This is a genomic window from Gluconobacter sp. P1C6_b (assembly GCF_018811945.1).
Classification (GTDB): Bacteria; Pseudomonadota; Alphaproteobacteria; order Acetobacterales; family Acetobacteraceae; genus Gluconobacter.
Map to the genome: position 1 here is coordinate 24729 of NZ_JACRVU010000016.1, position 27000 is coordinate 51728.

Sequence of the window (27000 nt, forward strand, 5' to 3'; positions counted from 1 at the left end):
GACTTTCACGGTGTTCTGCGATCGAGACGCCAGTAAAGCCAGGACAGCCCACAGGAAAAGGCCGCCACAGCCAGAATGGCGGCCGTGCTGAAAACCGGTGTGACGGGAAGACCGAACAGGCTCAGTCCGGCAGCGATTAGCAACATGCCCAGCAGAATGAAGACCGGGCCGCATGTCCTGTGCGTCCGGTTCCAGACCCGCGTGCTGTTTTTCGTCCAGGGCGTGCGAATGCCTATGATGTCGTTGGGACGCAGCTTCCCAAGCCCGTTCCCGGCCAGAACGAAAAAGGCTCCGAGCAGGACATCCGACAGGGAGCCCATGACGATCCGGTTGCCCATGGCGTACTCCATGCAGGCGATCGCGAGAATGCCCATCATCACCGTCAGCGTGATCCAGAGCGTGTCATAAACTGGAAGGGAGGCGGCAAAACCCTCCCTTCTATTCCGGGCGCGCATGAATTGGGGAAGGGTGGCCATCAGGGTCCAGAACCCCGTCATCCGCCCCGTCCAGACGAGCAGTCCGTGCAGAGGCGAAACCACCCGGTCTGCGGTCCAGTCCCTTGTGAAATGAATTGGCACCGTCGCGCCTGGTGGTGCGTGATAGGCGATGGCCAGTCCTGCGACGACGACTGTGGCGATCAGCGCGACGGAGAGAAAGGGACCGGATCGGTGGTCGGGTCTGTCGTGCACGATGAAAGGTCCCCTTCCTGCTTTGATGTGGCGGATTTCATCAGTCCCAGCTTCATTGACGAAGCGAGACGAAGCCACGCCTCTTCGAAAACGGAGAGTTTCAGATGATAGATCAGGGTGGTGCCTTCGCGTTCCCGGTGCACGAGGTCCGCGCTCAGAAGGACGCCCAGATGCCCGGACAGTGTGGGTTTCGCCAGGCTGAACCGTCCGGCGATTTCCCCGGCTGTCATCTCGTGCTCCCTCAGCATCTCGAGAATGGCGCGGCGGGTCGGATCGGCAAGGGCTTTGAAGACATCACTCATGATTCGCTAATTAGCAAAATACAAAAATTTAAGCCACAAAAAAAAGCCGGAGCGGGAACGCAGAAACCGCCGCTTCCGGAAAACGAAAGCGGCGGTCTGCAATCAGATCTGTCCCATAAGGACGAGAATGACGACGATGACCACGATCAGACCAAGGCCGCCGGATGGGTAGTAGCCCCATTTCGAACTGTACGGCCATGACGGCAGCGCACCGATCAGCAGGAGGATCAGGATTACAAGAAGAATCAGTCCCATGGCACGTCTCTCTTGCCGGTTGAGACTGGTCTACGCTTCCGGATGACTGAAAGTTTCCGCAGGATTGCGAAAGATCAAAGCTGCCGGTCGCGCTTGATGCGGTCCCAGGCAGCATTGATGCGGGCCACACGGTCCTGAGCCCGCCGGCGCTCTGCTTCCGACATGGGCTTCTGCGCCAGGACATCCGGATGGTGCTCGCGGATGAGGGTACGCCAGCGCACGCGGATTTCCGTATCGGTCGCGTTGCGGGTAATGCCGAGAATGCGATAGGCATCCGGCTCGTTTCCGCCGGCGGCGCGGCTGTTGCCGCTTTCCGCCCGGTCCCACGCACCTGGCGGAAGGCCGAACGCCCGGTGTACGCGCTGCAGGAAATCGATTTCCTTCGGGTGAAGTTCGCGGCTGGGTCCGGCATCGGCGCGGGCGATGCGGAACAGTGCCGTCATGAGGTTTTCAAGCGGCGCCGTATTATCGGCATATGCCTTGCCCATTTCGCGGGCATACATCTCGAAATCGTCCGTCCGGTCGCGGGCGCGATCGAACAGCATGCCGACTTCCTTGACGTTATCGGGCGGGAACTGGAAACAGGTCTTGAAAGCGTTGATTTCGTGCCGGTTCACCGGCCCGTCGATCTTCGCCAGCTTCGCACACAGGGCAACAAGTCCGATGGCGTAAAGCTGGTCGCGCTTGCCTAGGGCCGCAGCGATCTTGGCGGCGCCGAAAAAGGCTGCGCTGTTGGGATCGGGACGGCCATTCGCGGGAAAACGCTCGCTCCAGCCGCCCGTTGAGGGCTTGAGTAGTGAACCGTTATCGGCCGCATGTCCCAGCGCTGCGCCCATCAGTGCTCCGAAAGGACCACCAACCGCGAAGCCCGCGACACCACCGAACATCTTGCCCCAGATAGCCATGACATCAATCTAGCACGCCCGCTCACAGCGGCAAATGACAGATCGCAGGCGGGGTGCTCCGGATGGGCCAACCGTCCGGGCCTACGGTGTGGTATAAGGTGGGAATTACGAACTTATCGCCGTCTCATGCTTTTGAGACGCAGGTTCTTCAGCTCGTTTCATGACGGATATTTTCATGCCCACCCCGATCCAGACTGCCACTTCGACCCCTTTCCGCTCTGATGACGAACTGATGGATCTTCTGATCCAGCGTCTGCCCGAGCGGCTGCAGAAAGTGCTGAACTGGCTGCGGGAGCCGGATCACAAATGGGTCCGGATTCCGGCGGGCGTGCTGTTCATGCTGGGCGGCGTTCTGTCCATCCTGCCCGTTCTGGGGCTGTGGATGCTGCCGGTCGGCGTGATGCTGCTTTCGCAGGATATTCCGCTCTTCCGCCGCCTTCAGGGCCGCGTCCTGCGCTGGATCGAGCGCAAACACCCGGACTGGCTGGGCCTTCCGGCGGACAAGGTCGGGAGCTAACCGGCCGTCTGAACGCTTTTCTGAAGATGCGTCAGCGCTGCAACCCGCAGGGCCGAGGCCAGCGGGCGTTCTGGTGGTCGCGCAGCATCGAGAGAGGCCACCAGAGACGCAAAGCTCTGCTGACGGACTGCCGCCATCGCATCCAGCACTGTCCAGAATTCGGGTTCCAGCGCCACGGACGTTCGGTGTCCTGACAGAGACAGGCTGCGTTTGACGAGATCACTCATGCCGATTGTTCCTCAAGGCGGCTCAAAGCCCAGTGGGCGGTTTCGGAGACATCAGGGTCCGGATCACTCAGCAGATCCCGCGCAGAAGGTACGAGCGTCGGATCGGCGGAGTTGCCGATCGCGATCAGGACATTGCGCACGAAGCGGTTGCGCCCGATCCGTTTGACCGGAGAGCCGGAAAAAAACGTCCGGAATGTCGCATCATCCAGTCGGACCAGTTTGTCGAGTTTCGGGGCAATCAATTCCGGCCGGGCCTGAAGCTTGATGTGCCGCGCGCTTTCCGCAAAGCGGTTCCAGGGGCAGACGGCCAGACAGTCATCGCAGCCATAGATATGGTTGCCGATTTTCGGCCGCAGCTCATGCGGGATCGGGCCTTTATGCTCGATCGTCAGATACGAGATGCAGCGCCGTGCATCCATCTTCCCCGGTCCAGTAAAAGCATCTGTGGGGCAGGCAGTCAGGCAGCGCGTGCAGGAGCCGCAGCCCCCACCTGAGGGGCCGGACGGCGTCAGTTCCAGCGTGGTGTAGATCTCGCCCAGCAACAGCCATGACCCGTGCTCGCGCGAGACGAGGCAGGTGTGTTTGCCCGTCCAGCCAAGATGCGCTTTCTCCGCCAGTGCCCGCTCGGAGACGGGTGCCGTATCGACAAAGACCTTCACCTGCGTCTCCGGGCCGCCCAGCTTCACAACGAACTGCGCCAGATGCTTGAGCATGCCCTTGATGACGTCATGGTAGTCCCGGTTGCGGGCATAGACGGAAATATTGCCGCACTCGGGATCGGTCGTCGGTCCTTGGGCCGGGGCATAGGACAGGCCGAGTGAAATCACGCTCCGGACTTCGGGCCACAGGGCTTTCGGATGGGCGCGTTCCTCGATACGCGTTTCCATCCACTCCATCGTACCGTGATGGCCCTGTGCGACGAACTCCCGCAGGTTCCGGGCCACGTCCGGTCCAAGTTCGGCCTTGCAGAACCCGACCGCATCGAAACCCAGATGACGGGCATGGTCCGCAATCCGGGCTTCAGGCCCTGTGTGGGGTTTCGGGGAAGCTGGCATGGAAGGGACGGGTCTCGCCGGTGAACGGGGAGCCGTTATGCCATCAGGGGCGCAGACGGACCAGCTTTTCTGCTGTCCGGAACGGCTGATGCAGACAGGATTTGTCACGATCTGAAAATGGCTTGCCACGTCGGGGACGGGGCGGCATCGTCGCGCCATGCGACATCCTTTCTTTCGTGTTCTGCCTGCCGTTTTTCTGGGTATGACTTCTGTTCTGACGATGATCCCGGCTGTACATGCGGCTCCGCAGTCTGTGGCACAGGTTTATGACCGGATCCGGAACGATCCGGTCCGGGTGAACATGTTTCTCCGTGCCTTTCCGAAAGGGGCGGATCTGCACAACCATCTGGTTGGCGCAATCTATGCCGAAAACATGCTGGATTGGGCCGCTCGGGATGGTCTGTGTGTGTCGCTGAAGGAAAAACGCCTCCTTGACCATGCCTGTACGCATCCGGGAGAGGGTGAGCTTCCCGCCGCCGAACTGTCGCATCACGCGGAATCGGAAAATGTCCTGATCGATGCGCTGTCCATGCGCGACTTTGTGCCCACTCCCGGCGATGCGTCCGGGCATGACCATTTCTTCGCGACATTCGCCCGGTTTGGCTCCATTGATAATGCACATTCGGGCGACATGCTGGCTGAAGCGCGTGACCGTGCGGCCCGCGACCATGTGACCTATCTGGAACTGATGATCTCTCCCGGGATCGGCGGGATGATTGGCGCAGGCTTCCATCATCCGCTGCAAGGCGATGACTTCGCGGCCGCGCATCAGGCGCTCATGCCGGAAATTCCAGCGCTGGTACAGAAGGCCCGGGCCGCGACGGATCAGATGGAAGCGCAGGCAAAAGACGTCCTGAAATGCGGAACCCCGCAGGCCCATCCGGGATGTGCAGTGACGGTGCGCTACCTGTTCCAGACCCTGCGTACCTTACCAGCGCAGGCCGTCTATGCGCAGCTCGACGGCGGTTATGCGACCGTGAAAGCCGATCCGCGCTTCGTCGGGCTGAACATCGTGGCACCCGAGGACGATCCAACCGCCATGCGCGATTATGACCTGCACATGCGGATGTTCCATTTCCTGAACGGTGTTTATCCGGGCGTGAAGCTGAGCCTGCATGCCGGTGAGCTGACGACCGGTCTCGTTCCCACGGACGGTCTGCGTCACCACATTCGCGCAGCCATTGACGTGGCGGGAGCCAGCCGGATCGGGCATGGCGTGGACGTGGCGCTTGAGGACGATCCCGCATCGCTTCTGGCCGAGATGGCGCGGCGCCATGTGATGGTGGAAGTCAACCTGACCAGCAATGACGAAATCCTCGGCATCAGAGGCGCGGCCCATCCATTTCCGCTCTATCGCCGGGCAGGCGTGCCCGTCGCGCTGTCCACAGATGACGAGGGCGTCTCCCGCGGAGACCTGACGCAGGAATATGTCCGCGCAGCCCAGACCTACGACCTGTCCTATGCCGATCTGAAAGCCCTGTCCCGCACCGGGCTGGAATATGCGTTCGTGCCGGGGGAAAGCCTCTGGACCGATCATCATCCGGGCCAGTTCGTGTCCGCCTGCCGGACGCTACCTGCTGTATCCGCTTCCTGCACGACTTTCCTGAAATCCAGCGAAAAAGCCCGTTTGCAATGGGCGCTCGAACAGCGGTTTGGCACATTTGAAGCCACCGTCACACATGAGGGACTTTACCAGTGAAATTTGTCTCAAGCGTTTTCGGGGGCGCGCTCCTGTCCCTCGGTGTTCTTGGCTCTGCCTTGGCTCACGCGCCGATCCCCGTGCGTGTCGTTGTCGTCACAACCTTCGAGATCGGCAAGGACACAGGGGATACGGCGGGCGAATACCAGAACTGGATCGAAAAACTGCCACTGCAGAAGACGATCCCGGCACCCGGCACCGATCATGACGTAATGCATTACAATCCGGACCTGCATGTTCTCGGGATCGCGAGCGGTGAGGGACCGGAACACATGGCATCCGCCATCACGGCGCTTGTGCTCGATCCGCGTTTCGACCTGCGCCATGCCTATTTCGTGCTGGCCGGGATTGGCGGGATTGATCCGAATTTCGGGACCATCGGCTCGGCCGTCTGGGCGCCGCGCGTCATCAATGGTGGTCTGTCCCATCTGGTGGACCCGCGCGAAATCCCTGCGTCCTGGCCGGATGGCTTTACGCCCGTTCAGGGCAGCACGCCGGATGAAAAGCCCCGTCCTCCGCTCCATTCCGGCATGGGGGACATGGAATACACGCTCGATCCGGCACTCGTGCAATGGGCCTATGGCCTGACGAAAGACATTTCCCTGCCGGATAATGACGGCCTGAAAGCATCGCGCCTACGTTACACTGGCTTTGCCGCCGCCCAGAAGCCGCCTTCCGTCCAGCTTGGCGACACGATCTCAGGCGAAACCTTCTGGGTCGGCGCAAAAATGAACCAGTGGGCCGAACGCTGGGTGAAATACTGGACGGACGGGCAGGGCGTCATGGCTACGACGGCGGAAGAGGACGTGGCATTCTGTCAGGCTCTGGCGCTTCAGGGGAAGGCGGGGCGCGTTGATCCGAAGCGTGCGCTGATCCTGCGCACGGCCAGCAATTTCGACATGCCGCCGCCGGGACAGAGCGCCGCACAGCTTCTGTCGGACGAAGCGCATGAGACCGGTTTTTCGGGTTTTCAGGCCTCGGTCGATGCCGCCTATACGGTGGGAAGCGTAGTCGTGAAGGAACTGGCGACGCACTGGGACCGGTATGAAAAGGCGCTGCCGAGGGCCCGGTAAAAGTCTTGATGTTCAGTCATGGTCAGGATCGATCTTCCTGACCTCATGAACACCATCAATCGCGCCCAGTCCCGTAATGAGATGGGAAACGGGCCGTTTGCCATGGACCAGCATGCTCAAGGTGACGAGGCGCGGACGCGGAGCAGCAGGGGCCGTTCCTTCACGGTCCGCCTCATCCAGAATCTGTTCAGCATTCCGGCTTTCTTCTTCGAGGCGCACGCCATCAATGGCAAAGCGCAGTTCCGTGCAGCTCACCAGAATGGTTCGGAGCAGCCCGCGGCTGTCTTCATAGGAAATTGTCAGCTCGGTTGACTGTTCTCCCGAGCGGGGAAGCTGTTTCAGCAGCTTCGGAAACAGCACCATGACGATGAAATGGGCGGCTGTCGTGGCAATGGCGAGAATGGGCAGCCCTGCACCACAGGCCATTCCCAGAGCCGCCGTAAACCAGATGGCCGCAGCCGTTGTCAGGCCCCGCACGGCATCGCGGCGCATGAAAATCACACCGCCCCCGATGAAGCCGATCCCCGAGACGATCTGTGCGGCCACGCGGGACGGATCCAGCACGATCCGCCCCGCATCGATAACGTCCATGAAGCCGTATTTGGAAATCAGCATGAACAGGGCGGCGGAAACACCGACCAACGTATGCGTCCGTAAACCGGCGCTTTTCTGCCGGATTTCACGCTCAAGTCCCACAAGAGACGACAGCACGAATGCGAGCGCCAGCTCTTCAAGCTGAAGCCTCTCTTCGCCCACCAGTCCCTGAGCCGTCAACGTAATGAGATTGTGCATGCCGTGTCTGCTCCTTCTGCGAGGTTAACGCAGAGCGGCATGGGAGTGTTGTGACAGTTTGTCGGGATAAGGCGGGATTGCGGAGCGCGACGTGCCGTATTGCAGGGCTCTGCCCTGCACCCGGAAGGGATCGAAACCCCTTCACCCCAATTCAGGAATCGGGATCAAAGGGACCGCGTCCCTTTGTGGGGTCTGGGGCAAAGCCCCAGCTTACAGGGCCAGATCAGGCATAGGCCATTCGTCTTCGGTCCAGTCGCCTTTGGCCCAGTCTTCCCGCAGTTTCACGGCCAGCGCATCGAGCGTGCCGTCCACGATGGCGGCGCGAATCTGGCGCATGAGGCGCTGGTAATAGGCCAGGTTATGCCAGGTCAGAAGCATCGGACCGAGCATCTCGTTGGCGCGGAACAGATGGTGCAGATAGGCGCGGCTGTAGCGCCCGGCGACGGGGGTGTCGTCATGGGGCGTCAGGGGGCGCGTATCGTCTGCGAAACGGGCGTTGCGCAGGTTGATCGTGCCGCGCTCGGTATAGGCGCGGGCCGTGCGGCCTGCGCGGGAAGGCATCACGCAGTCGAACATGTCCACGCCGCGCATGACCGCGCCCAGCAGATCGTCCGGCGTGCCGACACCCATGAGATACCGCGCCTTGTCCTGCGGCAGCATCGGCGTGGTGAAGTCCAGCGTCGAGAACATCAGTTCCTGACCTTCGCCCACGGCCAGACCGCCGATCGCATAACCTTCAAAGCCGATATCGGTCAGGGCCTTGATGGAATATTCCCGCAGATCACGCTCGGTCCCGCCCTGTACGATGCCGAACTGTCCGTATCCTTCGCGTGCCACGAAAGCCTCGCGGGAGCGGGCAGCCCAGCGCATGGACATTTCCATGGATTTGCGCAGCACTTCCGGCGTGGCGGGCAGGGCCGGGCATTCGTCGAACGCCATGGTGATGGTCGCGTCGAGCTTGAACTGGATGTCGGTCGAGATTTCCGGCGTCAGGCGATGCTTACTGCCGTCGATATGCGAGCGGAACGTCACGCCATCTTCGTCAAGCTTGCGCAGTGCGCCAAGGGACATGACCTGAAATCCGCCGGAATCGGTCAGGATTGGGCCGGGCCAGTCCATCATTTTATGCAGGCCGCCCAGTTTCTGCACGCGGTCCGCCGTCGGACGCAGCATGAGATGATAAGTATTGCCCAGAACGATACCCGCACCCGTGGAGCGCACGGCATCCATCGTCATGCCCTTGACCGTGCCGACGGTTCCAACCGGCATGAAGGTCGGGGTCGGGACCGTGCCGTGGCGCGTGTGCAGATAGCCCGCGCGTGCCATGCCGCAGGTCGCTTCGGGCGCCCAGGTCATTTTGGTGGCGTGATCGGTCTTGTGATCGCTCATGGCGCGCGCTCCAGCAGGCAGGCATCGCCATACGAATAGAACCGCAATCCGTTGGCGATGGCGTAGGCATAGGCCTCACGCATGGTCTCGGTGCCGCTGAACGCGCAGACGAGCATGAACAGCGTCGAACGCGGCAGATGGAAGTTGGTCATCAACACGTCCACGGCCTTGAAGCGGTATCCGGGCTTGATGAAAATGGAGGTCTCGCCACGCCATGGGGCCACGGTGCCGTCATCGCAGGCCGCGCTTTCCAGCAGGCGCAGGGACGTGGTGCCGACTGCCACGAGCCGGCCGCCACGCGCCCGGGTCTCGTTGATGGCAGCCGCGGTTTCGGCATCGATCTCGCCCCATTCCGCGTGCATCTTGTGCTCGGCGATGGTGGAGCGGACGGGCAGGAAGGTGCCCGCGCCAACATGAAGCGTCAGGGTCCGCCGCTGGATGCCCTTTGCATCCAGGGCTGCGAGCACTTCAGGCGTGAAATGCAGGCCGGCCGTGGGTGCTGCCACGGCACCGCGATACTGCGAGAAAATGGTGCGGTAATCCGCATCGTCCTGCTTCGTCGGGCCGAAAGGGCGCTCGATATAAGGGGGCAGGGCCAGCGCGCCAACACGTTCGAGAAACGCGTCGAACGCCTCGCCCTCCACTGAAAAGCGGATGCTGACCGCGCCGTCGCCTTCGTTCTCGATCACGGTGGCCGTGACCGGATCGTCACCGAAATGCAGGATGTCCTGCGGCTTCAGCTTGCGGGAATTGCGCGCCAGGGCATGCCAGCTTCCATCAGCCAGAATCCGGTCGAGCGTCAGGCCGATCTTTGCCTCGCCGCGTGTGGCCGCAAGCTGGGCGCGGATGACAGCTGTATTGTTGGCAATCAGCAGATCCCCTTCATGCAGGAAATCCGGCAGGTCGCGGATCACGCGCGGCTCGGGTGGCAGACCGGGTCGGACATGCAGCAGAGTTGCACTGTCACGCGGGCGGGCAGGCTCTGTCGCGATGTGATCGCGTGGCAGTTCAAAATCGAATGGGGCGAGATCATCCGTCATGGGGATGCTCTCTAGCAGGTTCAGCCCACATGAAAACGCCGGACCCGCAGGCCCGGCGCATCTTTTTGGATGAAAAACGCCTTTTCGGGCTTATTTCGGCAACGCGAAGGCCACAACCTCGTCACTGTTCCGTGTTTTCAGCCCGCCATGTCCGCCCACGGCCAGCACGACATACTGCCGCCCGTCCTCGCCCATATAAGTCATGGGCGTGGCATTACCGCCCGCATCAAGCTCGGTTCTGAACAGAGTGTGCCCGTCATGACCATCCAGTACATGGAAGCTCTGGTCCGCCAGCGCGCCCATGAAGACGAGGCCGTTGGGCGTCGTCACACTCCCTCCCATGGAGAAGATGCTGGTGGGAAGGCCGACTGGCATCCGCAGCATGTTCGTTGGCCCGACATTCTTCGTGGTGCCCAGCGCACGCTCCCAGATGACGCGGCGATGAACAAGGTCGATTGCCTGCATCTTGCCCCAGGGTGGCGCAAGGCACGGAGCGCCGAACAGTCCGAGCCAGGGCTTAATGACGGCGGCATAGGGCAGGCCATGCTGTGGGTTGTTGGTAAAAACCGGCTCCGGATAGGGCTGGTTCCAGCCATGCCAGGGTTTGAACAGCCCTTCCTGAACGGCCCTGTCATGTGGCACGAGCGTCATGAGGAAGGGGATGAACGTCGTGTTGATATACAGGACGCCATGCGTTGGATCGATCGTTCCGCCGTACCAGTCCGCCACGCCATCAAAGGCGGGGAAGCCGATCGTGCCCTGCTCGCTGGGCGGTGTGTAGAGGCCCTTGAAGCGCATGGAATGAAAGGCGATCCGGCAGGCAAGCTGGTCGAATGGTGTTGCGCCCCACAGATCGTCTTCCGTCAGATCGGGACGACGCAGGTTCGGCATGTCCACCGAATAGGGCTGGGTCGGGGAATAGCGTTCATTGGGGATGTCGCCGTCCGGAACAGGTTTTTCCTGTACGCGGTAGAACGGCTGGCCCGTCCGCCGATCCAGCACAAAGAGTTCGCCCTGCTTCGTGGTCTGAACGAGGGCCGGGGTCAGCGTGCCGCTGGCGTCCGGCAGATCGACCAGAGACGGGCCGACGGGAAGATCGAAATCCCACAGATCATGATGCACGGCCTGGAAATGCCAGCGCTCTTCGCCAGTCGTCAGGTCCAGAGCAACAAGAGAGGTGTCGTATTTCTCGTCAAACGGACGCCGCTTGACGCCATAATAGTCCGGCGTGGCAATGCCGAGCGGCACATAGACCATGTTCAGCCCGGCATCAGCCGTATAGACGCCCCAGCCATTCGGCGTTCCGCGTGTGAAGGTTTCGTTGGGGCCGAGCGGACTGTTGGCCGGGACGCGACCCATGTCCCACGCCCAGGCAAGCTGCCCGGTCGTGGCATCAAAGGCGCGGATGACACCGGAGGGCTCATCAACGGACTGGTCATCATAGACCCAGCCGCTCGTGACAATCCGGTTGTGCAGAACCATCGGCGGGGAGGTGATGAAATGGAAGCCCGGCGGAATGGCGTCCATGCCGTCGCGGAGATCAATCTTTCCGTCATGCCCGAAGCTGTGACAGATCTGCCCGGTCTCGGCATCAAGTGCGAAAAGCGTCGGCGGAGAGCCTGAAACTGTCGAGATGATGCGATGGGTGCAGTCCGTGGCGCCCGGAATGTTGGCGTAGGAGACGCCACGGCAGGCCTGATAGATGTTTGCGCCAAACTCTCCGCCGGGCCGGTAGTGCCAGACCTCCTTGCCGGTTGTGGCATCCAGCGCCACGACGTCACGGTGCGGCGTGCAGAAGAACAGACGGTTGCCGATCTTGATGAGCGTGGCTTCGAAACTGAACTCGCGGCCACGGGAGTTCTCGCCGGGGCGGGGAAGATCGCCACTATGATAGACCCAGGCGACTTTCAGGTTATGGGCGTTCTGTGCGTTGATCTGCGTCGGGGCTGCAAAACGGTCTCCGGCCGGTGTGCCGCCATGGAACTGCCAGTCATTGGCGGCCATCTGGTCACTTCCGGACAGGCTGGCCCCCGTTGATCCCGGGAAAGGATTGAACTGCTGGTAGCGCTGGCCCGTGATGTACCAGCCACAGGCGAACATGAAGACAAACAGCGCGAGACAGCTCCCCATGCCACCCAGCACGGTGCCATTGATCCGGACATGGCTCCGACTGTCCATCAGTCGTCCGCCGACCCAGGGGCCGAACACCCACAGACCGATGCCGGTGGGAAGGGCCAGGGGCGGAATGAGCCGCCAGCCATCCAGCCCGACGCGCCACAGCGCCCAGATCAGGGTATAGGCCAGCAGGGCGGCATAGAGTGCCAGACCGGAACGCCGTCCCATGGTCAGCATGATACCGGACAGGATCATGAGCAGACCGGCCACGGCGTAATAGAATGAACCACCCAGTGCGATGAGCCGCAGCCCCGGCAGGAAGAGGGCCAGTCCCAGTATGGCGAGACCAATACCGGTCAGGGTCTGCAATAACGGCCGGGCGGAAGACGACGCCATGGATGTTTTTCCTTCGGAATGGATCTGAAGGATTTAAAGTACGGCGTCAGAATGCAGTTTCTTTAAAATATAGAGAGCAGGAAAGCGGTTGGGCAGCGTTGGACGTCACCGGCTGCCCGCAGTCTGGAATTAAGCGGAGACGCTGAGCAGGTGGCTCGTGTCGCTGCTGGAACCGGAGTTCGAGGAGCCGCCGGACGTCGTCTCGGAGATGATGTTGCCCTGGGCGTCTTCGACGATGGTCGTCGTGGAGCCATCGGCGTTCAGCTTGGTCGTGGTGGTTTCCTGTGTGGAGGAGGTGCCGCTGGACGACGATGAGGCGCTGGAGGAGGACGCGGTGCCCGAGCTGTAAAGGCTGCTCATGGCGGACGAGCCGATGGAGGAAATGCTTGTCATGGGGAAAAGACTCCGTGGGATAGGAACGAAGTCATTTTCGGATCAGAAAGTTAATAAAGGATAAGGAGCAATGTAACCGAGTGATACGGATTGTATAAGGTCATGAACCGTGCGGATGTTACATTGAGAATGGAACGCCTGTTACATACGGATTAGACGCCCGCACCGAAAATCCGGGTCTCATTTCATGCCGGGCAGCTTCTTCGCGGCCTGCCAGAGGGCTTCCATCGTCGGAAGATCCTGTTCGGCCATGGTCTGTCCCTTTTCGGCCAGCATGGTTTCCATGGCTTCAAAGCGACGGGTGAACTTGTCGTTGCTGCGCCGCAGGGCGGCTTCGGGGTCGATATCCAGTTTGCGGGCAAGGCTGGCGACCGTGAAGAGGACATCGCCCAGTTCGTCCTCGATCCGGTCACGGTCTCCGCCAATTTCGGCTTTCAGTTCGTCGATCTCTTCGTGGACCTTGTTCAGAATGCCAGCGGCGTCGTCCCAGTCGAAACCGACGCGGGCCGCACGGCGCGTCAGCTTGGCGGCGCGCATGAGAGCGGGAAGGGGCAGGGCGACACCCGCAAGCGTGCCATATTCAGCCTTGCGCTGACGCTCGGCTTCCTTTTCCCGCTCCCAAGTATCGTCATCCAGCGCAGCATCGCCGAAAACATGCGGATGACGGCGCACCAGCTTGTCGGCGATCGTGCCCGCAACGGTCTCAAAATCAAACTGCCCGGCTTCCTCGGCCATCTGGGCCTGAAAGACCACCTGAAGCAGCAGGTCACCCAGTTCGTCGGGGATGGCATCGCGGTCGTCACGGGCGATGGCGTCCATGACCTCATAGGCTTCCTCGATGGCGAAGGGGGCAATCGTGGCCGGGGTCTGCTCCACGTCCCAGGGACAACCGCTCTCGGGGTCGCGCAGGCGCTTCATGACATCCAGCAGGCGGTCGATCTGCCGGGAGGAGGACTGGGTCATGGAAACATCCTGCTGTTATCGTGCTGCAAAGGTTCATACCTGCGTGGCTTCATGGATGAAAGCGCCGCGAAGGGTGGCAGCGGGTGACAGCATGACATTCCCGACGTAAAACGACTGCCGGACGTTTCAGGCATCTGCCGGGGCGAAACGGATTTTCAGACAGGATGGACGGCGCATGGCACGCATTTTCATTGATGGGGAAGCAGGCACGACAGGTCTGGGCATCCGCCAGCGGATCGAGGCGCTTCCGGCTTCCTATGGTCTGGAGATCCTGTCCATCGACCCGGCCCTGCGCAAGGACACCGCCGCGCGGCGCTCCATGCTCGAACAGGCTGATATCGCCATCCTGTGTCTCCCGGATGACGCTGCCCGGGAAACGGTGGCGCTGGCCGAAGGGCTGAACGTCCGAATTCTGGATGCCAGTACCGCGCATCGGATCGCTGATGGCTGGGTTTATGGTTTTCCGGAAATGGATGCGGAACAGGCTGCTGTCATCAGGAATGCGCGGTTTGTCGCCAATCCCGGCTGCTATCCGACGGGCGCCATTGCCCTGATGCGGCCTCTGGTCTGGGCAGGGATGCTCCCGGCCGATCATCCCGTCTCCATCAACGCTGTCTCCGGCTACAGCGGAGCAGGGCGTGTCGCGATCGAGGAGCACGAGAAGAACGGCGGTCCGGCCTTCTTCCTGTATGGGCTGAACCTCAAGCACAAGCATCTGCCTGAAATCCGGCACTATTCGGGTCTGACGCGCCAGCCGCTGTTCGTGCCGTCGGTCGGGCATTTCCCGCAGGGCATGATTGTCTCCATTCCGCTGCACCTGAAGGATCTGCCGGGGCAGCCTTCGGCCGCGGAACTGGAAGCTGTGCTCCAGGACGCTTACGCCGGATGCGCCCATGTACATGTTGTCCCCGCCGAAACACGGCTTGAGGCCGACACTCTCGCCAATACCGACGACATGGAACTGCGCGTCCATCATAATGGCGAACAGGTTGTTCTGACCGCACGGTTGGACAATCTGGGGAAGGGAGCCTCGGGGGCAGCGATCCAGAATCTGCTTCTGATGCTGGGGCTTTAAAAACCTCATTCTGCGGCCCGGATTTTGCAGTCTGGCACTTTTGCCGGGAATGCATTAGGGTTCGGGCCGCCCGCGCGAGAGTGGCGGAACGGTAGACGCAGTCGGCTCAAAATCGACCGCCGAAAGGCATAGGGGTTCGAGTCCCCTCTCTCGCACCATGAGCGGTCATTTCCTGCCGGAATGACCTCAGGACCGATCAGCCCGGAACGAGCATGTCCAAGCCGACTGTCAAACCCTCCCGCCCGTTCTTCTCCTCAGGTCCCTGCGCCAAGCGCCCCGGATGGTCGTTGTCCGGCCTGGACCAGGCCCTGCTGGGCCGTTCGCATCGTGCGCCGGAAGGGCGCGCGCGTCTCAAGGAAGTCATTACACGCTCCAAAGACCTGCTCGGCATTCCATCGGACTGGCGTGTTGGCATTGTCCCGGCTTCCGATACCGGGGCCGTGGAAATGATTCTGTGGGCCCTTGCCGGTGAGCGCGGGATTGATGTCCTGTCTTTCGAAAGCTTTTCCGGAACCTGGGCGCAGGACCTGCGCGACGTTCTGAAAATCGAGGATCTGCGGGTTCTGGACGCCCCTTATGGCGAACTGCCGGACCTGACGAAAGTGGACTGGACCCGCGATGTCGTTCTGACATGGAACGGCACGACGTCGGGCGTCTGCATCCCGGATGCGAGTGCCATTCCGGCCGAACACGAAGGCCTCGTCATCTGCGATGCCACGTCTGCTGCCTTTGCGATGGATCTGCCGTGGGACCGGCTCGATATCGTGACCTGGTCGTGGCAGAAAGCGCTTGGGGGCGAGGCAGCGCATGGCATGGTGGCGCTCAGCCCGCGTGTTGCTGCTCGTCTGTCCCAGCCGTCTCCGCGTCCGCTGCCCAAGATTTTCCGTCTGGCCAACAAGAAGGGCCTGATCGAGGCCATCTTCGAAGGCGATACGATCAACACGCCATCCATGCTCTGCGTCGAGGACGCGCTGGACGGTCTGCGCTGGGCTGAACAGATTGGTGGTCTTCCCGCCCTGAAGGCCCGTTCGCAGAAGAATCTGGCTGCCGTGACGAAATGGATCGCGACAGCGGACTGGGTGTCCTTTCTGTCTGCCAGGGAAGAGACTCGGTCCAGTACGTCGATCTGCCTGAAAATCACGGCGCCGTGGTTTGAAAGTCTGTCTGCCGAAGCGAAGGGCAAGGCCGTCAAGCATCTGACGGGCCTCGTGGCGCAGGAAGGCGCGGGTTACGATCTTGCATCCTATCGTGATGCCCCGGCTGGTCTGCGGATCTGGGGTGGTGCCACGGTCGAGACGGCGGATATCGAGGCGCTGCTGCCCTGGCTGGACTGGGCCCATGAGCAGACCCGCGCGGAGTTCTCCGCATGAGCCTGTATTCCGAGACCCCGAGCGCCGCGCTCCTGCCGTCCGGATTTGCCGATCTTCTTCCCGGTGAAGCCGAAGCGGAAGCCCGGGGCATCGCTAGCGTGATGGAGGCCTTTTCCCGTCACGGTTATCAGCGCGTCCGTCCGCCCCTGCTGGAGTTTGAAAGCTCTCTGCTGGGTGGCTCCGGCGAATCCCTTGCCCCCCAGACCTTCCGTCTGATGGACCCGAACTCGCACCGCATGATGGCGCTGCGTCCGGACATGACGACGCAGATCGCCCGCATTGCGAGCATCCGCCTTCAGGACGCGCCACGTCCGCTGCGCCTGTCCTATTCAGGAAGCTGCATTGTTGTCGGTACGCCAGGCCGTGAAGCCGATCGTCAGGTCTCGCAGGCTGGAATCGAACTGATTGGTCCCGACAGCGCGCAGGCCGATGCGGAAGTCATTGCGCTCGGAGCGAAGGCACTTGCGGAATTGGGGATCAAAGGCGTGTCCTTCGATCTGTCCATGCCCGCTCTGGCGCTGGGCCTGATCGAAGGCGTCATTCCCGAAGCCGATCGTGAGCCGCTGCTGCATGCGCTGGACCGCAAGGACGCCAGTGCGGTGGCCGAACTGGGCGGTCCGATTGCCGGAATGCTGGCGGTCATGCTGCGCGCTGCCGGGCCTGCCGATCGTGCGCTGGATCTGCTGGCGGAGCTGGATTATCCTGAGGAAATTGCCGGGCATTTCGAGCGTCTGGCAGCATCCGTGTCGGCGATCCGCGAGCGTAGCCCGGATCTGCGTCTGACGATCGATCCCGTCGATTTCCGGGGCTGGCGCTATCATACCGGACTGTGTGTGACGGTGTTTTCGACCAGTTCGCGTGAAGAACTGGGGCGTGGCGGACGCTATCTCGCCGGGCAGGAGCCTGCCTGTGGCCTGACGCTTCGTCCGCAGGCCCTTCTGCGTGCGGCCCCGGTGTCTGCGACGCGTCCGCGCTGCTATGTGCCGGTCGATCTTGATGTGCGTAGCCTCTCCAGTCTGCATGAAGCCGGATATGCCACGGTGTCCGCCCTGTCCCATGACGAGGATCTGGCGGCCCAGGCGCGGCATCTGCGCTGTACCCATGTCTGGAAGGATGGTGCGGCCCAGCCGCTCTGATCCACCGTCCTCTTTCGTTTTCCCCTGTATCGTCAGCTCTAGGAAGTCAGCTCATGTCCAACGTCACCGTGATCGGAACCCAGTGGGGGGACGAGGGTAAAGGCAAGATCGTCGACTGGCTCGCCAGCCGCGCCGATATCGTTGTCCGCTTTCAGGGTGGTCATAACGCCGGTCACACGCTGGTCGTGGGCGATCAGGTCTATAAGCTGTCCCTGCTGCCGTCCGGTCTGGTTCGTGGCAAGATCGGCGTGATCGGCAACGGCGTCGTCGTGGATCCCAAGGCACTGATGACGGAAATCGACCGCGTGACGGCTCAGGGGCTGGTGGTTACGCCCGAGACGCTGTGGATCGCTGAGAACGCGCCGCTGATTCTGCCGGTGCATGGTGCGCTCGACCGGGCCCGCGAAGCCGCCCGTGGCGACCACAAGATCGGCACGACCGGCCGCGGTATCGGTCCGGCCTACGAAGACAAGGTGGCCCGTCGCGCCATCCGCATCTGCGATCTGGCCGAGCCCGAGACGCTGGACTGGAAGCTGGACGAACTGCTCCTGCACCACAACACGCTGCTCGCCGGTCTGGGCGCCGAGACGTTCACCAAGGACCAGCTCAAGGACTTCCTGGCCGAGATCACCCCGCGCCTTCTGCCGTTCTCCTGTCAGGTCTGGGATCGTCTGGACGAAGGGCGCCGTGCCGGTCGTCGCATCCTGTTCGAAGGTGCGCAGGCCGTCATGCTGGATGTCGATCACGGCACCTATCCGTTCGTCACGAGCTCCAACACGGTTGCAGCCGTGGCAGCTTCGGGCAGTGGTGTCAGCCCGTCTTCCGTCGGCTTCGTGCTCGGGATCGCCAAGGCCTACACGACCCGCGTGGGCGAGGGGCCGTTCCCAACCGAGCTGCACGACCAGACCGGTCGCACTCTTGGCGAGCGTGGGCATGAGTTCGGCACCGTCACCGGTCGTCCGCGTCGCTGCGGCTGGTTCGATGCGGTTCTGATTCGTCGTGCTGTTCGGGTCGGTGGCGTCAGCGGCATTGCCCTGACGAAGCTCGACGTTCTGGATGGTCTGGACGAGATTTCCATCTGCGTCGGCTATGAACTGGACGGTCAGAAGATCGAGACCTTCCCGTCTGCTCCGGGCGCACAGGCCCGCGTCAAGCCGGTTTACGAGACGATGCCGGGCTGGAAGGAAACCACCGCAGGCGCTCGTTCCTGGGCCGAGCTCCCGGCACAGGCCATCAAGTATGTCCGTCGCATCGAGGAACTGATTGAAGCCCCTGTGACGCTGCTCTCCACCAGTCCGGAACGCGACGACACCATCCTGATGCGCGATCCGTTCGAGGACTAAATCCTTAACTCCGGAATCGGCCCTGCATTAACGAAGTCTCAATCCCTGTCCGGCACAAAAGACCGGATAGGGAAACAACGGGACTTCAATGGCCGACACACAGGCAGATAACAGCCAGGAACTGCTCATCGCCGAGCGGTATCTGATCAGCCTGGACCGCAAACAGCCCGATCTCGGTGGCTGTGCGACCTATAGTGCTCAGGACGTAACGGCATCCGGGGCGTCCTATCTGGCCCTGGCTCCTTTCGCACCCTCTCCCCGTCTTACGGAAATCATGTTCTTTCGTCATGAGAGCGTGATTCCGATCCAGACCCACGAATATTCTCAGGGCGCCTTATGGCTCCTCTGTCCCCATCCCCCCGGTCCCTCGCTTGCGGAGGGACTGGGCCTGTGGACGGAGAGCCAGTTGATCGACGGCGTGATCCGTCCGATGGCCTCGCTTCTCCAGCGGCTGGAAGCTGAAAAGCTGACATGCCGCAGCATCCGTCCCGACAATCTGTTCGTCGGACAGGGGCTGCACAAGGTCGTGCTTGGGCCTCTGGGAGTGGCCGCTCCGGGTGAAAAACAGCCCGTTCTTTTCGAACCCCTGTCTTCAGCGGTCTGTCGCCCCTCCGCCCGGGGCGAGGGGACGACGGACTGCGATGTTTTTTCGCTGGGGGTAGTCATTCTTGCGCTCGCTATCGGAAAGCTCCCTCTTGAAGGCCTCTCCGATACGGATATTCTCAGGCGACGTTTTGAAGTCGGCACGCCCGCCGCCTACATGGACGGCCATAACGTGCCCGTCGGACTGCGTTCGCTCCTGACGGCGATGCTCTCCGATGATCCCGTCAGCCGGCCCTCGCCGCGCGATCTTGTGACGATCGCGCCCAGCAAGGTCTTTACGGTCCGTCCGGTTATTCCCGCGCGCATCCCCCTCATGATAGGCGGAAATGCCGTCTACACGCCGCAGGCCCTCGCCTGGTATGCGGGGCGGCATCCTGCGGAATTTTCCGCATTGCTGCAAAGGAAAGTCGTCAGTAACTGGCTGGGCCGCGAACTTGAACTCTCCGTCATGGCGGGGTTGATCGAGCAGGCGAGTGCCTCATTTCTTCCGGCCGGTGGCAGCAAGGCGGTTGATCCTGCCACGATGGTCATCACGCATGCGATTTCCGTCCTCGATCCTGCCGCACCCATGTTCTGGGGGGGCACCTGGTTCTGGCCTGAGGCGCTTCCCCAGATGGTGGTTCAGGCAACGGTTCAGCCGTCCACTCCGGATGAAGAGCGGACTGTCCGGAATATCCTGAGTTTCATGGCGGCCAATCCTGATGCCTTCATGTCCGCCCATCTGCCTCAGCGGCAGAGCCATCAGATTACCGCCCTGTCCGTGGCGGCACGCCGCATCGGAACCAGAGGGGCGGATCTGGTCAGACGTTTCCCCTATGAGCTGAACAGATTCCTGCCCTGCCTTTCAAAGAGATGTCTGGAGGCCCGGATTTCCCTGCCGGAAGGACTACTGCAATGGCTGAACCGGCATGTGGGAATTGAGGATCTGCCGGACGAAGCTCTGGGACGGAGTGGCTTTCTGGATGACCAGATGCGCTCCTTTCTTGAAGCGAACTGCGCGCGTCAGGGGATCATTCCGCTCTCTCAGTCGCAGAAAGCAGGATTGCCGGGCTGGCTCGCTGATCTGACCGTGCTTGCGGCCGTACAGAGGAAATTCGACAGGACGCCGCTCAGTTTTCTGGCGCAGCGGGCCTTGCCGCTGCTGGAAACGGAACTGCGTCAGTGGCGGAGCAAGACATCGCGTGCCCGACGGCGCGTGCGTCTTGGAAAGGCGGCGGAAGACGGAAATCTCGGCACGTTCCTGGCGACCGTCAATGATCCGACGGGTCTTCGGCTGGATCAGCGCCAGGCCCAGGAAGCCGAAGCGGAAATCAGCAATCTGATGCGTGTTCTCGATGAAGCGCCCGAGCGCAGGGCGGCCAATGATCGTGAAGCACGCAATTCGGGAGAATTCTTTTCACTTCTGACGGGCATCGCCGTGGCAATGGTGAGTATCTGGCTGGAGTTCTGTCAGTGAGGAAGACGCATGACGTCCGTTAGACAGGCAGACCCGGGATCGCTCCGGGCCCCCGGGTTCCGCTGGTGGCACGGGATCATCATCGGGCTTTTGCTCTCGTATGTTCCCGGGAGTTTGCTGGTTGCAGGTGTTCTGCTGCTTCCTCTGGTCGCCCTGAAGCTTGTTGATCCCAATGCTGATGGTCAGCGGATCATGATTGTGCTGTTCTATGTCGGCGCTGCCATGGTGCATCCTTTGCACGAGGCCTGGGCCGCAAACGGGGACTGGGAGACGTGTATCGCGCAGATCACGCAGCCCGTGACTCTGGCGCTGGACTGGCTTGCGGCTGGGGCAGCCTGGCTCGTGGCGGAAGCATCGGCCATTAGCGGCCGGCTTTGGAACGCGGAAATCGCGCGACGCGAGCGTAAATCCATTGAAAAACGTATCGCGTATCTTCAGGAGGAATGGATGTCCTCGGATGAGGATGCGCCTGCGACCTGATCTGCAGGCCGCAGGATTTGGAGCCTTACGTGGAAGGCGCTTCGTCGGTTGAGGTTTCCATTAGTCTGGCTGCCAGATCGTTGGAGCCTCCCACCAGACCCTTTGCGTATTCCTGAGCCGAGAAAGGACGCAGATCCTCGGCCTGTTCCCCGACACCGACCATGTGAACCGGCAGTTTGAACTGCTCCGCGAGGGCCACCACAATTCCACCGCGGGCGGAACCATCCAGTTTGGTCACGATCAGTCCGGTTACATTCACCAGTTCACGGAAGACCCGCACCTGTTCTATTGCGTTCTGTCCGGTCGTTGCATCCAGAACCAGCAGGACGGAATGAGGCGCTGTTTCATCGAATTTCCGCATGACACGGATGATCTTGGCCAGCTCCTCCATTAGTGCGCCCTTGTTGTGCAGGCGCCCGGCAGTGTCGATCAGGAGCAGGTCGGTTCCGGCTTCGGTTGCGCGCTTGAGGCCGTCATAGGCCAGACCCGCAGCATCGGCGCCATGCTTGCCAGCGATGACGGGCACGTTGGCGCGCTTGCCCCAGACTTCAAGCTGTTCGACGGCAGCGGCACGGAACGTATCGCCAGCCACCAGCATCACGGATTCGCCTTCTTCCGTGTAATGACGGGCCATCTTGCCGATGGTCGTGGTTTTGCCGACACCGTTGACGCCCACGACGAGCACAACATGGGGTTTCTTCTTCGGGTCGGGCTCGAAGGGAATGGCAACGGGCTCAAGGACGCGGGCGATCTCGGTCGCGAGGGTCTCGCGGATTTCGTCGCTGGTGACATCCTTGCCAAAGCGCGTACTGCGGAAGTTCTCGATGACACGCTCGGCCACGGCCGGTCCGAGATCGGCGGCGATCAGCTCGTCCTCGAGCTCTTCAAGAGCTGTTTCATCCAGCTTGCGATGCGTGAAAACGGCGCCGAGACGCGAACTCGACCGCGAAAGACCCTGTTTGAGTCGTGAGAAAAATCCAGCCATGCATGGGAGTTCGGACAGGTCGGGCCGAACGTCAAGGGCATAGGGAGATCTGAGCGCGTTTCAGCTGCGGATTTCAGCCAGAAGTGTCCCGTTTTCCAGCCCCGTGGCGCGAACGGGTACAAAACTGCCCCGGATGGGCGCAGGGGCGGTTCCGGTCAGGCGTACGGCGGCAAATTCCGGCGAATGGCCGCGATCCGGCGTCTCGGCCAGAATATCGAACTCGGTGCCGATGAGGCGCTGCAGGAAACGATCACGGTTTGCCTCGCCAATGTCGCGCAGACAGGCCGCGCGTTTCTGGCGCTCGGCATTGGGGACGGCCGGCATTCGGGCAGCGGGTGTTCCGGGGCGTTCGCTGTAAGGAAAAACGTGCAGAAAAGGAATCTGCTGTTCTTCGATAAAGGCGCGGGTTTCCTCAAAGAGGGCATCCGTTTCCGTGGGAAAGCCCGCGATCAGATCGGCACCAACGCCTGTCTCCGGGCGTATGGAGCGGACGCGGCGCAGCGTTGCGGCGACCCCGGCCGTATCATGGCGGCGCTTCATGCGCTTGAGAATAAGATCCGATCCTGCCTGCAGGGACAGGTGCAGATGCGGCATCAGGCGGGGCTCGTTTTCCAGAAGCCACCATAAATCCGCATCGCCGGTTTGCGCATCAAGAAGGACAGGGTCGATGGAAGACAGGCGCAGTCGCCGCACGCCGTCCACGCGGTGCAGCAGTTCGCGACACAACGCGCCCAGCCCCTTGCCCTCTGACCCCTGCCATGAGGCGATATCCACGCCGGTCAGGACGATTTCCTGATGCCCGGCTTCGACAAGCGCTTCGGCGCGCGCGATGGCGTCCTCAACGGGGGTGGAGCGGGAGTCTCCGCGGCCATAAGGGATGATGCAAAAGGTGCAGCGGTGGTCGCAGCCCTGCTGGACCTGCAGGAGGGCGCGCGCGTGGCGGGACGGCGGGAGACCGACACTGGTGTCACCCCAGATGGCGGGTTTGAGTTTGTCTTCGTTGGGCACCACACGAACAACGCCCGGCAGCGCGGCCCAGCGGTCAGGGGCGATATCGGAAGCGCAGCCTGTCACAACGATTTTTGCGTCCGGATTTTCGCGATGCGCGCGGCGGATGGCCTGCCGGGCCTGTCGCTCGGCCGTAGTCGTCACGGCACAGGTGTTAACGATGATCGTGTCGTCCTGGCCGCGCGCGTGATGGGCCATGCCGTCGCTCTCATGAGCATTGAGGCGGCAGCCGAATGTCAGGACAGAAGCAGTCACGCGGTCGTCCCGTGAAAGACCGTGACGGCGGGGCCTGTCATGAGGACATGGCCGTCTTCACGCCATGTGATGCGCAGGTCTCCGCCATCCATCGTGACCATGCAGGTCCGTTCCGTCAGGCCGCGGCGGACGGCATTTACGACGGCGGCACAGGCTCCAGACCCACAGGCGAGCGTCAGTCCTGCGCCGCGTTCCCAGACGCGCAAACGCATACGTGTCGCGGAGAGGATCTGCGCGAAACCGATATTGGCGCGTTCCGGGAAGAGGGGATCCCGTTCGAGGTCCGGACCCAGCGCCTCCGCGCGGGAGGCGTCACCGAACAGCGTGGCGTGTGGATTTCCCATCGAGCAGGCTGCCGCATCATGCAGCGGCAGATGCAGCGTGTCACAGGCGCGGGATAGCGGCACGTCCTGCCAGTCCAGCCGGGGAGTGCCCATATTGACCGTGAAGAGATCGCCATCCTGTGCCGTGGGGAGAAGGCCGGCCGCCGTCTGGAGCGTCGGAGCGCCGCCGACGAACTTCGCCACGCAACGCGACGCATTGCCGCAGGCTCCGGCTTCCGAACCGTCCGGATTGAAGAAACGGACATGCACGTCGGCCCCTGACAGCGTCGGCATTGTCAGCAGGACAAGCTGATCGCAGCCGATTCCGAAGCGCCGGTCGCACAGATGGCGGATCGTCGCGGTGTCGAGGGCGGGATCGTTCTGGCGGCCGTCGATCACGACGAAATCGTTGCCCAGACCGTGCATTTTCGTGAAGGAGAGGGTCATGATGGCGCTTCTCATAAAGCATCCTGCGGGTTGACGCACGGAGAACATGCCCTCATTTCGGCTGCTGGATCAGAAGGAGTGGACATGAGCGGCCCGGAACAGCTTGAAGGAATGCACGCAGCGGCGTTCACGCGCGCCAACAGCGAGCCCGACACGATTTTCTACGCCCAGCGCGTGCCGGATTCGCTGATGGATATGGGCGCGCGAACGGCCGTGACGGCCCTGTATCAGACGGCCCTGCCGGTTGGCGGTGCGGTGCTGGATCTGATGGCAGGCGCGCTCAGCCATTATCCCGAGGAAGCGACGTTCCAGCGGGTAGTCGGGCTCGGAATCTCCAAGGGTGCTCTGGATTCCAATTCCGTTCTGGGCGAGCGGATCGTGCAGGATCTCAACGAGGTCACGACGCTGCCTTTCGAGGATGACAGCTTCGATGCCGTGACGCTGTGCGACGGGCTGGCCTATCTGACGCAGCCGCTGGCCGTGCTGACGGAAGTCGTGCGTGTCCTCAAGCCCGGTGCACCGCTGATCCTGACGTTTTCCGACCAGTTCCATGCGGTGAAGGCTGTCGCGATCTGGCAGGCGCTTGAGCCGGCCGATCGGGTCCGCCTGGCCAGTGTGCTGATGTCCCGCGCCGGGCTGGCCGAGCTGGATACGGGGGAGGTTGTCCCCCCCGAGGATCTCACGGCATGGCGCGATACGGTGCATGCGGTGATCGGGCGCAGGCCGAGGAACTGAACAGGGCACGGACTGTATTCCGCGTGCCGGATGGAACGGGAAGAACAAGAAAAAGCCTTCCATACGTTCTTTCTGGCATTTTCGGCTGGAAGTCTTTATGCAGCGGCATTCCAGCCGCCGCATCCTGTCGTCGGCGTGACGTTTGCCGAGTGTTCATAAAATATGCCTTTTCCCGATACCCATCCTGCCCTTAAGCGCGCCCTTGAGGCACGTGGCTACGAACAGCTGACTCCTGTTCAGGAAGCAGTTCTGCAGCCGGGGCTGGACGAGCGCGACCTGCTGGTTTCCGCGCAGACGGGGTCGGGCAAGACCGTCGCCTTCGGCCTGGCCATCGCTCCGACCCTGCTCGGAGATGCCGATCGCCTTCCGCCGTCCCCTCAGCCCATGGCGCTTGTGATCGCGCCGACGCGTGAGCTGGCGCTTCAGGTCCAGTCCGAACTCAAATGGCTCTATGCCGAAACCGGCGCCCGCATCGCGAGCTGCATTGGCGGCACCGATGCCCGCAGTGAAGCCCGCGAACTGAATCGCGGCGTCCATATCGTTGTCGGCACGCCGGGCCGTCTGTGCGACCATCTGTCGCGTGGCTCCCTCGACCTGTCCGCCCTTCGTTGTGTCATCCTTGATGAAGCCGACGAAATGCTGGACATGGGCTTCCGTGACGAGCTCGAGAAGCTGCTCGATGCCGCTCCGACCGAGCGTCGCACGCTGCTGTTCTCCGCGACGATCGCTCGCGAGATTGCCTCTCTGGCGCGCCGCTATCAGAAGAATGCCGAGCGCATCGACACGGTGTCGGGTGCAAAGCAGCATTCCGACATCACCTATCGCTGCGTCATCACGCAGCCGCAGGAAATCGAGCGCTCGCTCGTCAACGTGCTTCGTTTCTACGAAAGCCCGACGGCCATGGTGTTCTGCAACACCCGCATGATGGTCAATCAGGTTCAGGCGACGCTGCTTGAGCGTGGTTTTGCGTCCGTCGCCATTTCCGGCGAGATGGGCCAGAACGAGCGTAGCCGTGCGATCGAGAGCCTGCGCTCCGGTCAGGCCCGCGTCTGTGTTGCGACGGACGTTGCGGCCCGCGGTATTGACGTTCCGGCCCTGAATCTCGTGATTCATGCCAGCATCCCGACGGCTGCCGAAACCCTGCTGCACCGTTCGGGCCGTACGGGCCGTGCGGGGCGCAAGGGCACCAGCGTGCTGATGGTTCCGCTGAACCAGCGTCGCCGGGCCGAGCGTCTGCTTCAGATGGCGAAGATCCAGGCCGAGTGGGAAGCCGTTCCCACGGCTGATGCCATTGCCGAGCAGGACAAGACTCGGCTGATGCACGATCCGATCCTGACGAACGCCGTGGACGACATGTCCGACGAGCTGGTCAACCAGTTGGTCGAGACGTACGACGCCACCAAGCTCGCAGCGGCACTGGTCGGTCTGTATCGGGCGCGTCTGCCGAAGGTTGAGCAGATCCGCCCGATGTCCGTCGAGGCTCCGCGCCGTACGGAGCGTGGCGAGCGTGCACCGCGCGAAGAACACACCATGTCCGGCGAGTGGTTCAAGATGGGCGTTGGTCGCACTGAACGCGCTGATCCGAAGTGGCTGATCCCGCTGATCTGCCGTCTGGGTGGTGTGCAGAAGCGCGAGATCGGTAGCATCCGCATCGATCAGGAACAGACCTACTTCCAGATCGCCGATGAAAGCGTAGCCCGCTTCAAGTCCTGCCTCGCCGGTGCGGAAGCCGACGAAGTGACGATCGAGCCGTCCGAAGCTCCTGCCGGTGGCATGGGTCCCCGTGGTCGTAACCCCGGTGAAGGCAAGCGCTTTGGCGGCGGTGGCCGTTCGGGCGGTGGTTTCAAGGGCGGTCCGCGCGGTGGTGCCGGCGGCGGCTACAAGGGCCGCGGTGGTTCGGGCTATGGTCGTCCGAAGCCCGCAGCCGGTGATGGCCCGCGCGGTGACGGTTCGAGCCGCAAGCGCCGTTCCTGA

At 62.1% G+C, this 27000-nt stretch carries 26 protein-coding genes and 1 tRNA gene; 12 read left to right on the top strand and 15 right to left on the bottom strand.

Features of this window, described 5'->3' with window-relative positions; all coding sequences use genetic code 11:
• Positions 1–5 precede the first annotated feature (5 nt).
• From KP701_RS16565 to KP701_RS11370, 4 genes are all read right to left on the bottom strand, one after another.
• Positions 6–689: an SdpI family protein gene (locus tag KP701_RS16565; protein WP_215747263.1), complete on the bottom strand. Its 684-nt coding sequence runs from the start codon at positions 687–689 to the stop codon at positions 6–8.
• Entirely contained in the window at positions 638–991 is a 354-nt protein-coding gene (locus tag KP701_RS11360) for an autorepressor SdpR family transcription factor (protein ID WP_215747264.1), read from the bottom strand. The genes KP701_RS16565 and KP701_RS11360 overlap by 52 nt, the downstream gene beginning before the upstream one ends.
• Before the next feature lie 102 nt (positions 992–1093).
• Positions 1094–1246 carry a DUF3309 family protein gene (locus KP701_RS11365; protein ID WP_080504750.1) on the bottom strand — a complete coding sequence of 51 codons (153 nt, stop codon included), beginning with the start codon at positions 1244–1246 and terminating at the stop codon, positions 1094–1096.
• A 74-nt stretch (positions 1247–1320) separates the two neighbouring features.
• Positions 1321–2151: a TerB family tellurite resistance protein gene (locus KP701_RS11370; RefSeq protein WP_215747265.1), complete on the bottom strand. Its 831-nt coding sequence runs from the start codon at positions 2149–2151 to the stop codon at positions 1321–1323.
• Between the two features lie 175 nt (positions 2152–2326).
• On the opposite strand from KP701_RS11370, the gene KP701_RS11375 reads away from it, so the two are divergent.
• On the top strand, positions 2327–2668 hold the full coding sequence (locus KP701_RS11375) for a hypothetical protein (protein ID WP_252345573.1): 342 nt from the start codon (positions 2327–2329) through the stop codon (positions 2666–2668).
• Here KP701_RS11375 and KP701_RS11380 read toward each other — a convergent pair.
• On the bottom strand, positions 2665–2895 hold the full coding sequence (locus tag KP701_RS11380; protein ID WP_215747267.1) for a ribbon-helix-helix domain-containing protein: 231 nt from the start codon (positions 2893–2895) through the stop codon (positions 2665–2667). The genes KP701_RS11375 and KP701_RS11380 overlap by 4 nt on opposite strands.
• Complete coding sequence (gene queG, locus KP701_RS11385) at positions 2892–3950, bottom strand: tRNA epoxyqueuosine(34) reductase QueG (protein ID WP_215747268.1); 1059 nt, start codon at positions 3948–3950, stop codon at positions 2892–2894. Before queG ends, KP701_RS11380 begins: the two co-directional genes overlap by 4 nt.
• A gap of 157 nt (positions 3951–4107) precedes the next feature.
• Between queG and KP701_RS11390 the strand changes: the two genes are divergently transcribed.
• Together KP701_RS11390 and KP701_RS11395 are read left to right on the top strand one after the other, a co-directional pair.
• Entirely contained in the window at positions 4108–5649 is a 1542-nt protein-coding gene (locus KP701_RS11390; RefSeq protein WP_215747269.1) for an adenosine deaminase, read from the top strand.
• Positions 5646–6722, top strand: coding sequence for a purine nucleoside permease (locus tag KP701_RS11395; RefSeq protein WP_215747270.1), 1077 nt, complete (start codon positions 5646–5648; stop codon positions 6720–6722). Before KP701_RS11390 ends, KP701_RS11395 begins: the two co-directional genes overlap by 4 nt.
• 12 nt (positions 6723–6734) lie before the next feature.
• Here KP701_RS11395 and KP701_RS11400 read toward each other — a convergent pair whose 3' ends face one another.
• The 6 genes from KP701_RS11400 to mazG all read right to left on the bottom strand — a co-directional run bounded on the left by KP701_RS11400 (position 6735) and on the right by mazG (position 13810).
• Positions 6735–7514, bottom strand: coding sequence for an MgtC/SapB family protein (locus tag KP701_RS11400; RefSeq protein WP_215747271.1), 780 nt, complete (start codon positions 7512–7514; stop codon positions 6735–6737).
• 210 nt (positions 7515–7724) lie between these two features.
• Complete coding sequence (tgt, locus tag KP701_RS11405) at positions 7725–8870, bottom strand: tRNA guanosine(34) transglycosylase Tgt (protein ID WP_215747289.1); 1146 nt, start codon at positions 8868–8870, stop codon at positions 7725–7727.
• Positions 8871–8899: 29 nt separating this feature from the next.
• Entirely contained in the window at positions 8900–9943 is a 1044-nt protein-coding gene (gene queA / locus KP701_RS11410) for a tRNA preQ1(34) S-adenosylmethionine ribosyltransferase-isomerase QueA (protein ID WP_215747272.1), read from the bottom strand.
• 90 nt (positions 9944–10033) lie between these two features.
• The gene (locus KP701_RS11415) at positions 10034–12454 is read right to left on the bottom strand and encodes a glucose/quinate/shikimate family membrane-bound PQQ-dependent dehydrogenase (protein WP_215747273.1); all 2421 of its coding nucleotides are present in this window, start codon (positions 12452–12454) and stop codon (positions 10034–10036) included.
• 129 nt (positions 12455–12583) lie between these two features.
• The gene (locus tag KP701_RS11420; protein WP_062454993.1) at positions 12584–12847 is read right to left on the bottom strand and encodes a hypothetical protein; all 264 of its coding nucleotides are present in this window, start codon (positions 12845–12847) and stop codon (positions 12584–12586) included.
• Between the two features lie 180 nt (positions 12848–13027).
• Complete coding sequence (mazG, locus tag KP701_RS11425) at positions 13028–13810, bottom strand: nucleoside triphosphate pyrophosphohydrolase (protein ID WP_062454991.1); 783 nt, start codon at positions 13808–13810, stop codon at positions 13028–13030.
• A 175-nt stretch (positions 13811–13985) separates the two neighbouring features.
• Between mazG and argC the strand changes: the two genes are divergently transcribed.
• From argC to KP701_RS11460, 7 genes are all read left to right on the top strand, one after another.
• Positions 13986–14885 (top strand): N-acetyl-gamma-glutamyl-phosphate reductase, encoded by a 900-nt coding sequence (gene argC / locus KP701_RS11430; protein WP_062454989.1) that lies wholly within the window; start codon positions 13986–13988, stop codon positions 14883–14885.
• 74 nt (positions 14886–14959) lie between these two features.
• Positions 14960–15043 (top strand) — tRNA-Leu (locus KP701_RS11435).
• 54 nt (positions 15044–15097) lie between these two features.
• Positions 15098–16255 (top strand): phosphoserine transaminase, encoded by a 1158-nt coding sequence (locus KP701_RS11440; RefSeq protein WP_062454987.1) that lies wholly within the window; start codon positions 15098–15100, stop codon positions 16253–16255.
• Entirely contained in the window at positions 16252–17391 is a 1140-nt protein-coding gene (locus KP701_RS11445) for an ATP phosphoribosyltransferase regulatory subunit (protein ID WP_062454985.1), read from the top strand. Before KP701_RS11440 ends, KP701_RS11445 begins: the two co-directional genes overlap by 4 nt.
• 53 nt (positions 17392–17444) lie before the next feature.
• On the top strand, positions 17445–18734 hold the full coding sequence (locus KP701_RS11450; RefSeq protein WP_215747274.1) for an adenylosuccinate synthase: 1290 nt from the start codon (positions 17445–17447) through the stop codon (positions 18732–18734).
• A gap of 88 nt (positions 18735–18822) precedes the next feature.
• The gene (locus tag KP701_RS11455) at positions 18823–20793 is read left to right on the top strand and encodes a hypothetical protein (protein ID WP_215747275.1); all 1971 of its coding nucleotides are present in this window, start codon (positions 18823–18825) and stop codon (positions 20791–20793) included.
• Positions 20794–20802: 9 nt separating this feature from the next.
• Positions 20803–21273, top strand: a complete 471-nt coding sequence (locus KP701_RS11460) for a hypothetical protein (protein WP_215747276.1) — start codon at positions 20803–20805, stop codon at positions 21271–21273.
• Between the two features lie 25 nt (positions 21274–21298).
• On the opposite strand, the gene ftsY is transcribed toward KP701_RS11460, so the two are convergent.
• The 3 genes from ftsY to dapF are packed head-to-tail and all read right to left on the bottom strand — an operon-like array spanning position 21299 to position 24291.
• Complete coding sequence (gene ftsY / locus KP701_RS11465; protein ID WP_215747277.1) at positions 21299–22258, bottom strand: signal recognition particle-docking protein FtsY; 960 nt, start codon at positions 22256–22258, stop codon at positions 21299–21301.
• A 60-nt stretch (positions 22259–22318) separates the two neighbouring features.
• Complete coding sequence (locus KP701_RS11470; protein ID WP_215747278.1) at positions 22319–23521, bottom strand: MiaB/RimO family radical SAM methylthiotransferase; 1203 nt, start codon at positions 23519–23521, stop codon at positions 22319–22321.
• A complete protein-coding gene (dapF, locus tag KP701_RS11475; RefSeq protein ID WP_215747279.1) occupies positions 23518–24291 on the bottom strand; it encodes a diaminopimelate epimerase in 774 nt (257 codons plus the stop codon). Before dapF ends, KP701_RS11470 begins: the two co-directional genes overlap by 4 nt.
• A gap of 84 nt (positions 24292–24375) precedes the next feature.
• Here dapF and KP701_RS11480 point away from each other — a divergent pair, with 84 nt between their 5' ends.
• A complete protein-coding gene (locus KP701_RS11480; RefSeq protein WP_215747280.1) occupies positions 24376–25026 on the top strand; it encodes a class I SAM-dependent methyltransferase in 651 nt (216 codons plus the stop codon).
• 162 nt (positions 25027–25188) lie between these two features.
• Positions 25189–27000, top strand: a complete 1812-nt coding sequence (locus KP701_RS11485) for a DEAD/DEAH box helicase (protein WP_215747281.1) — start codon at positions 25189–25191, stop codon at positions 26998–27000.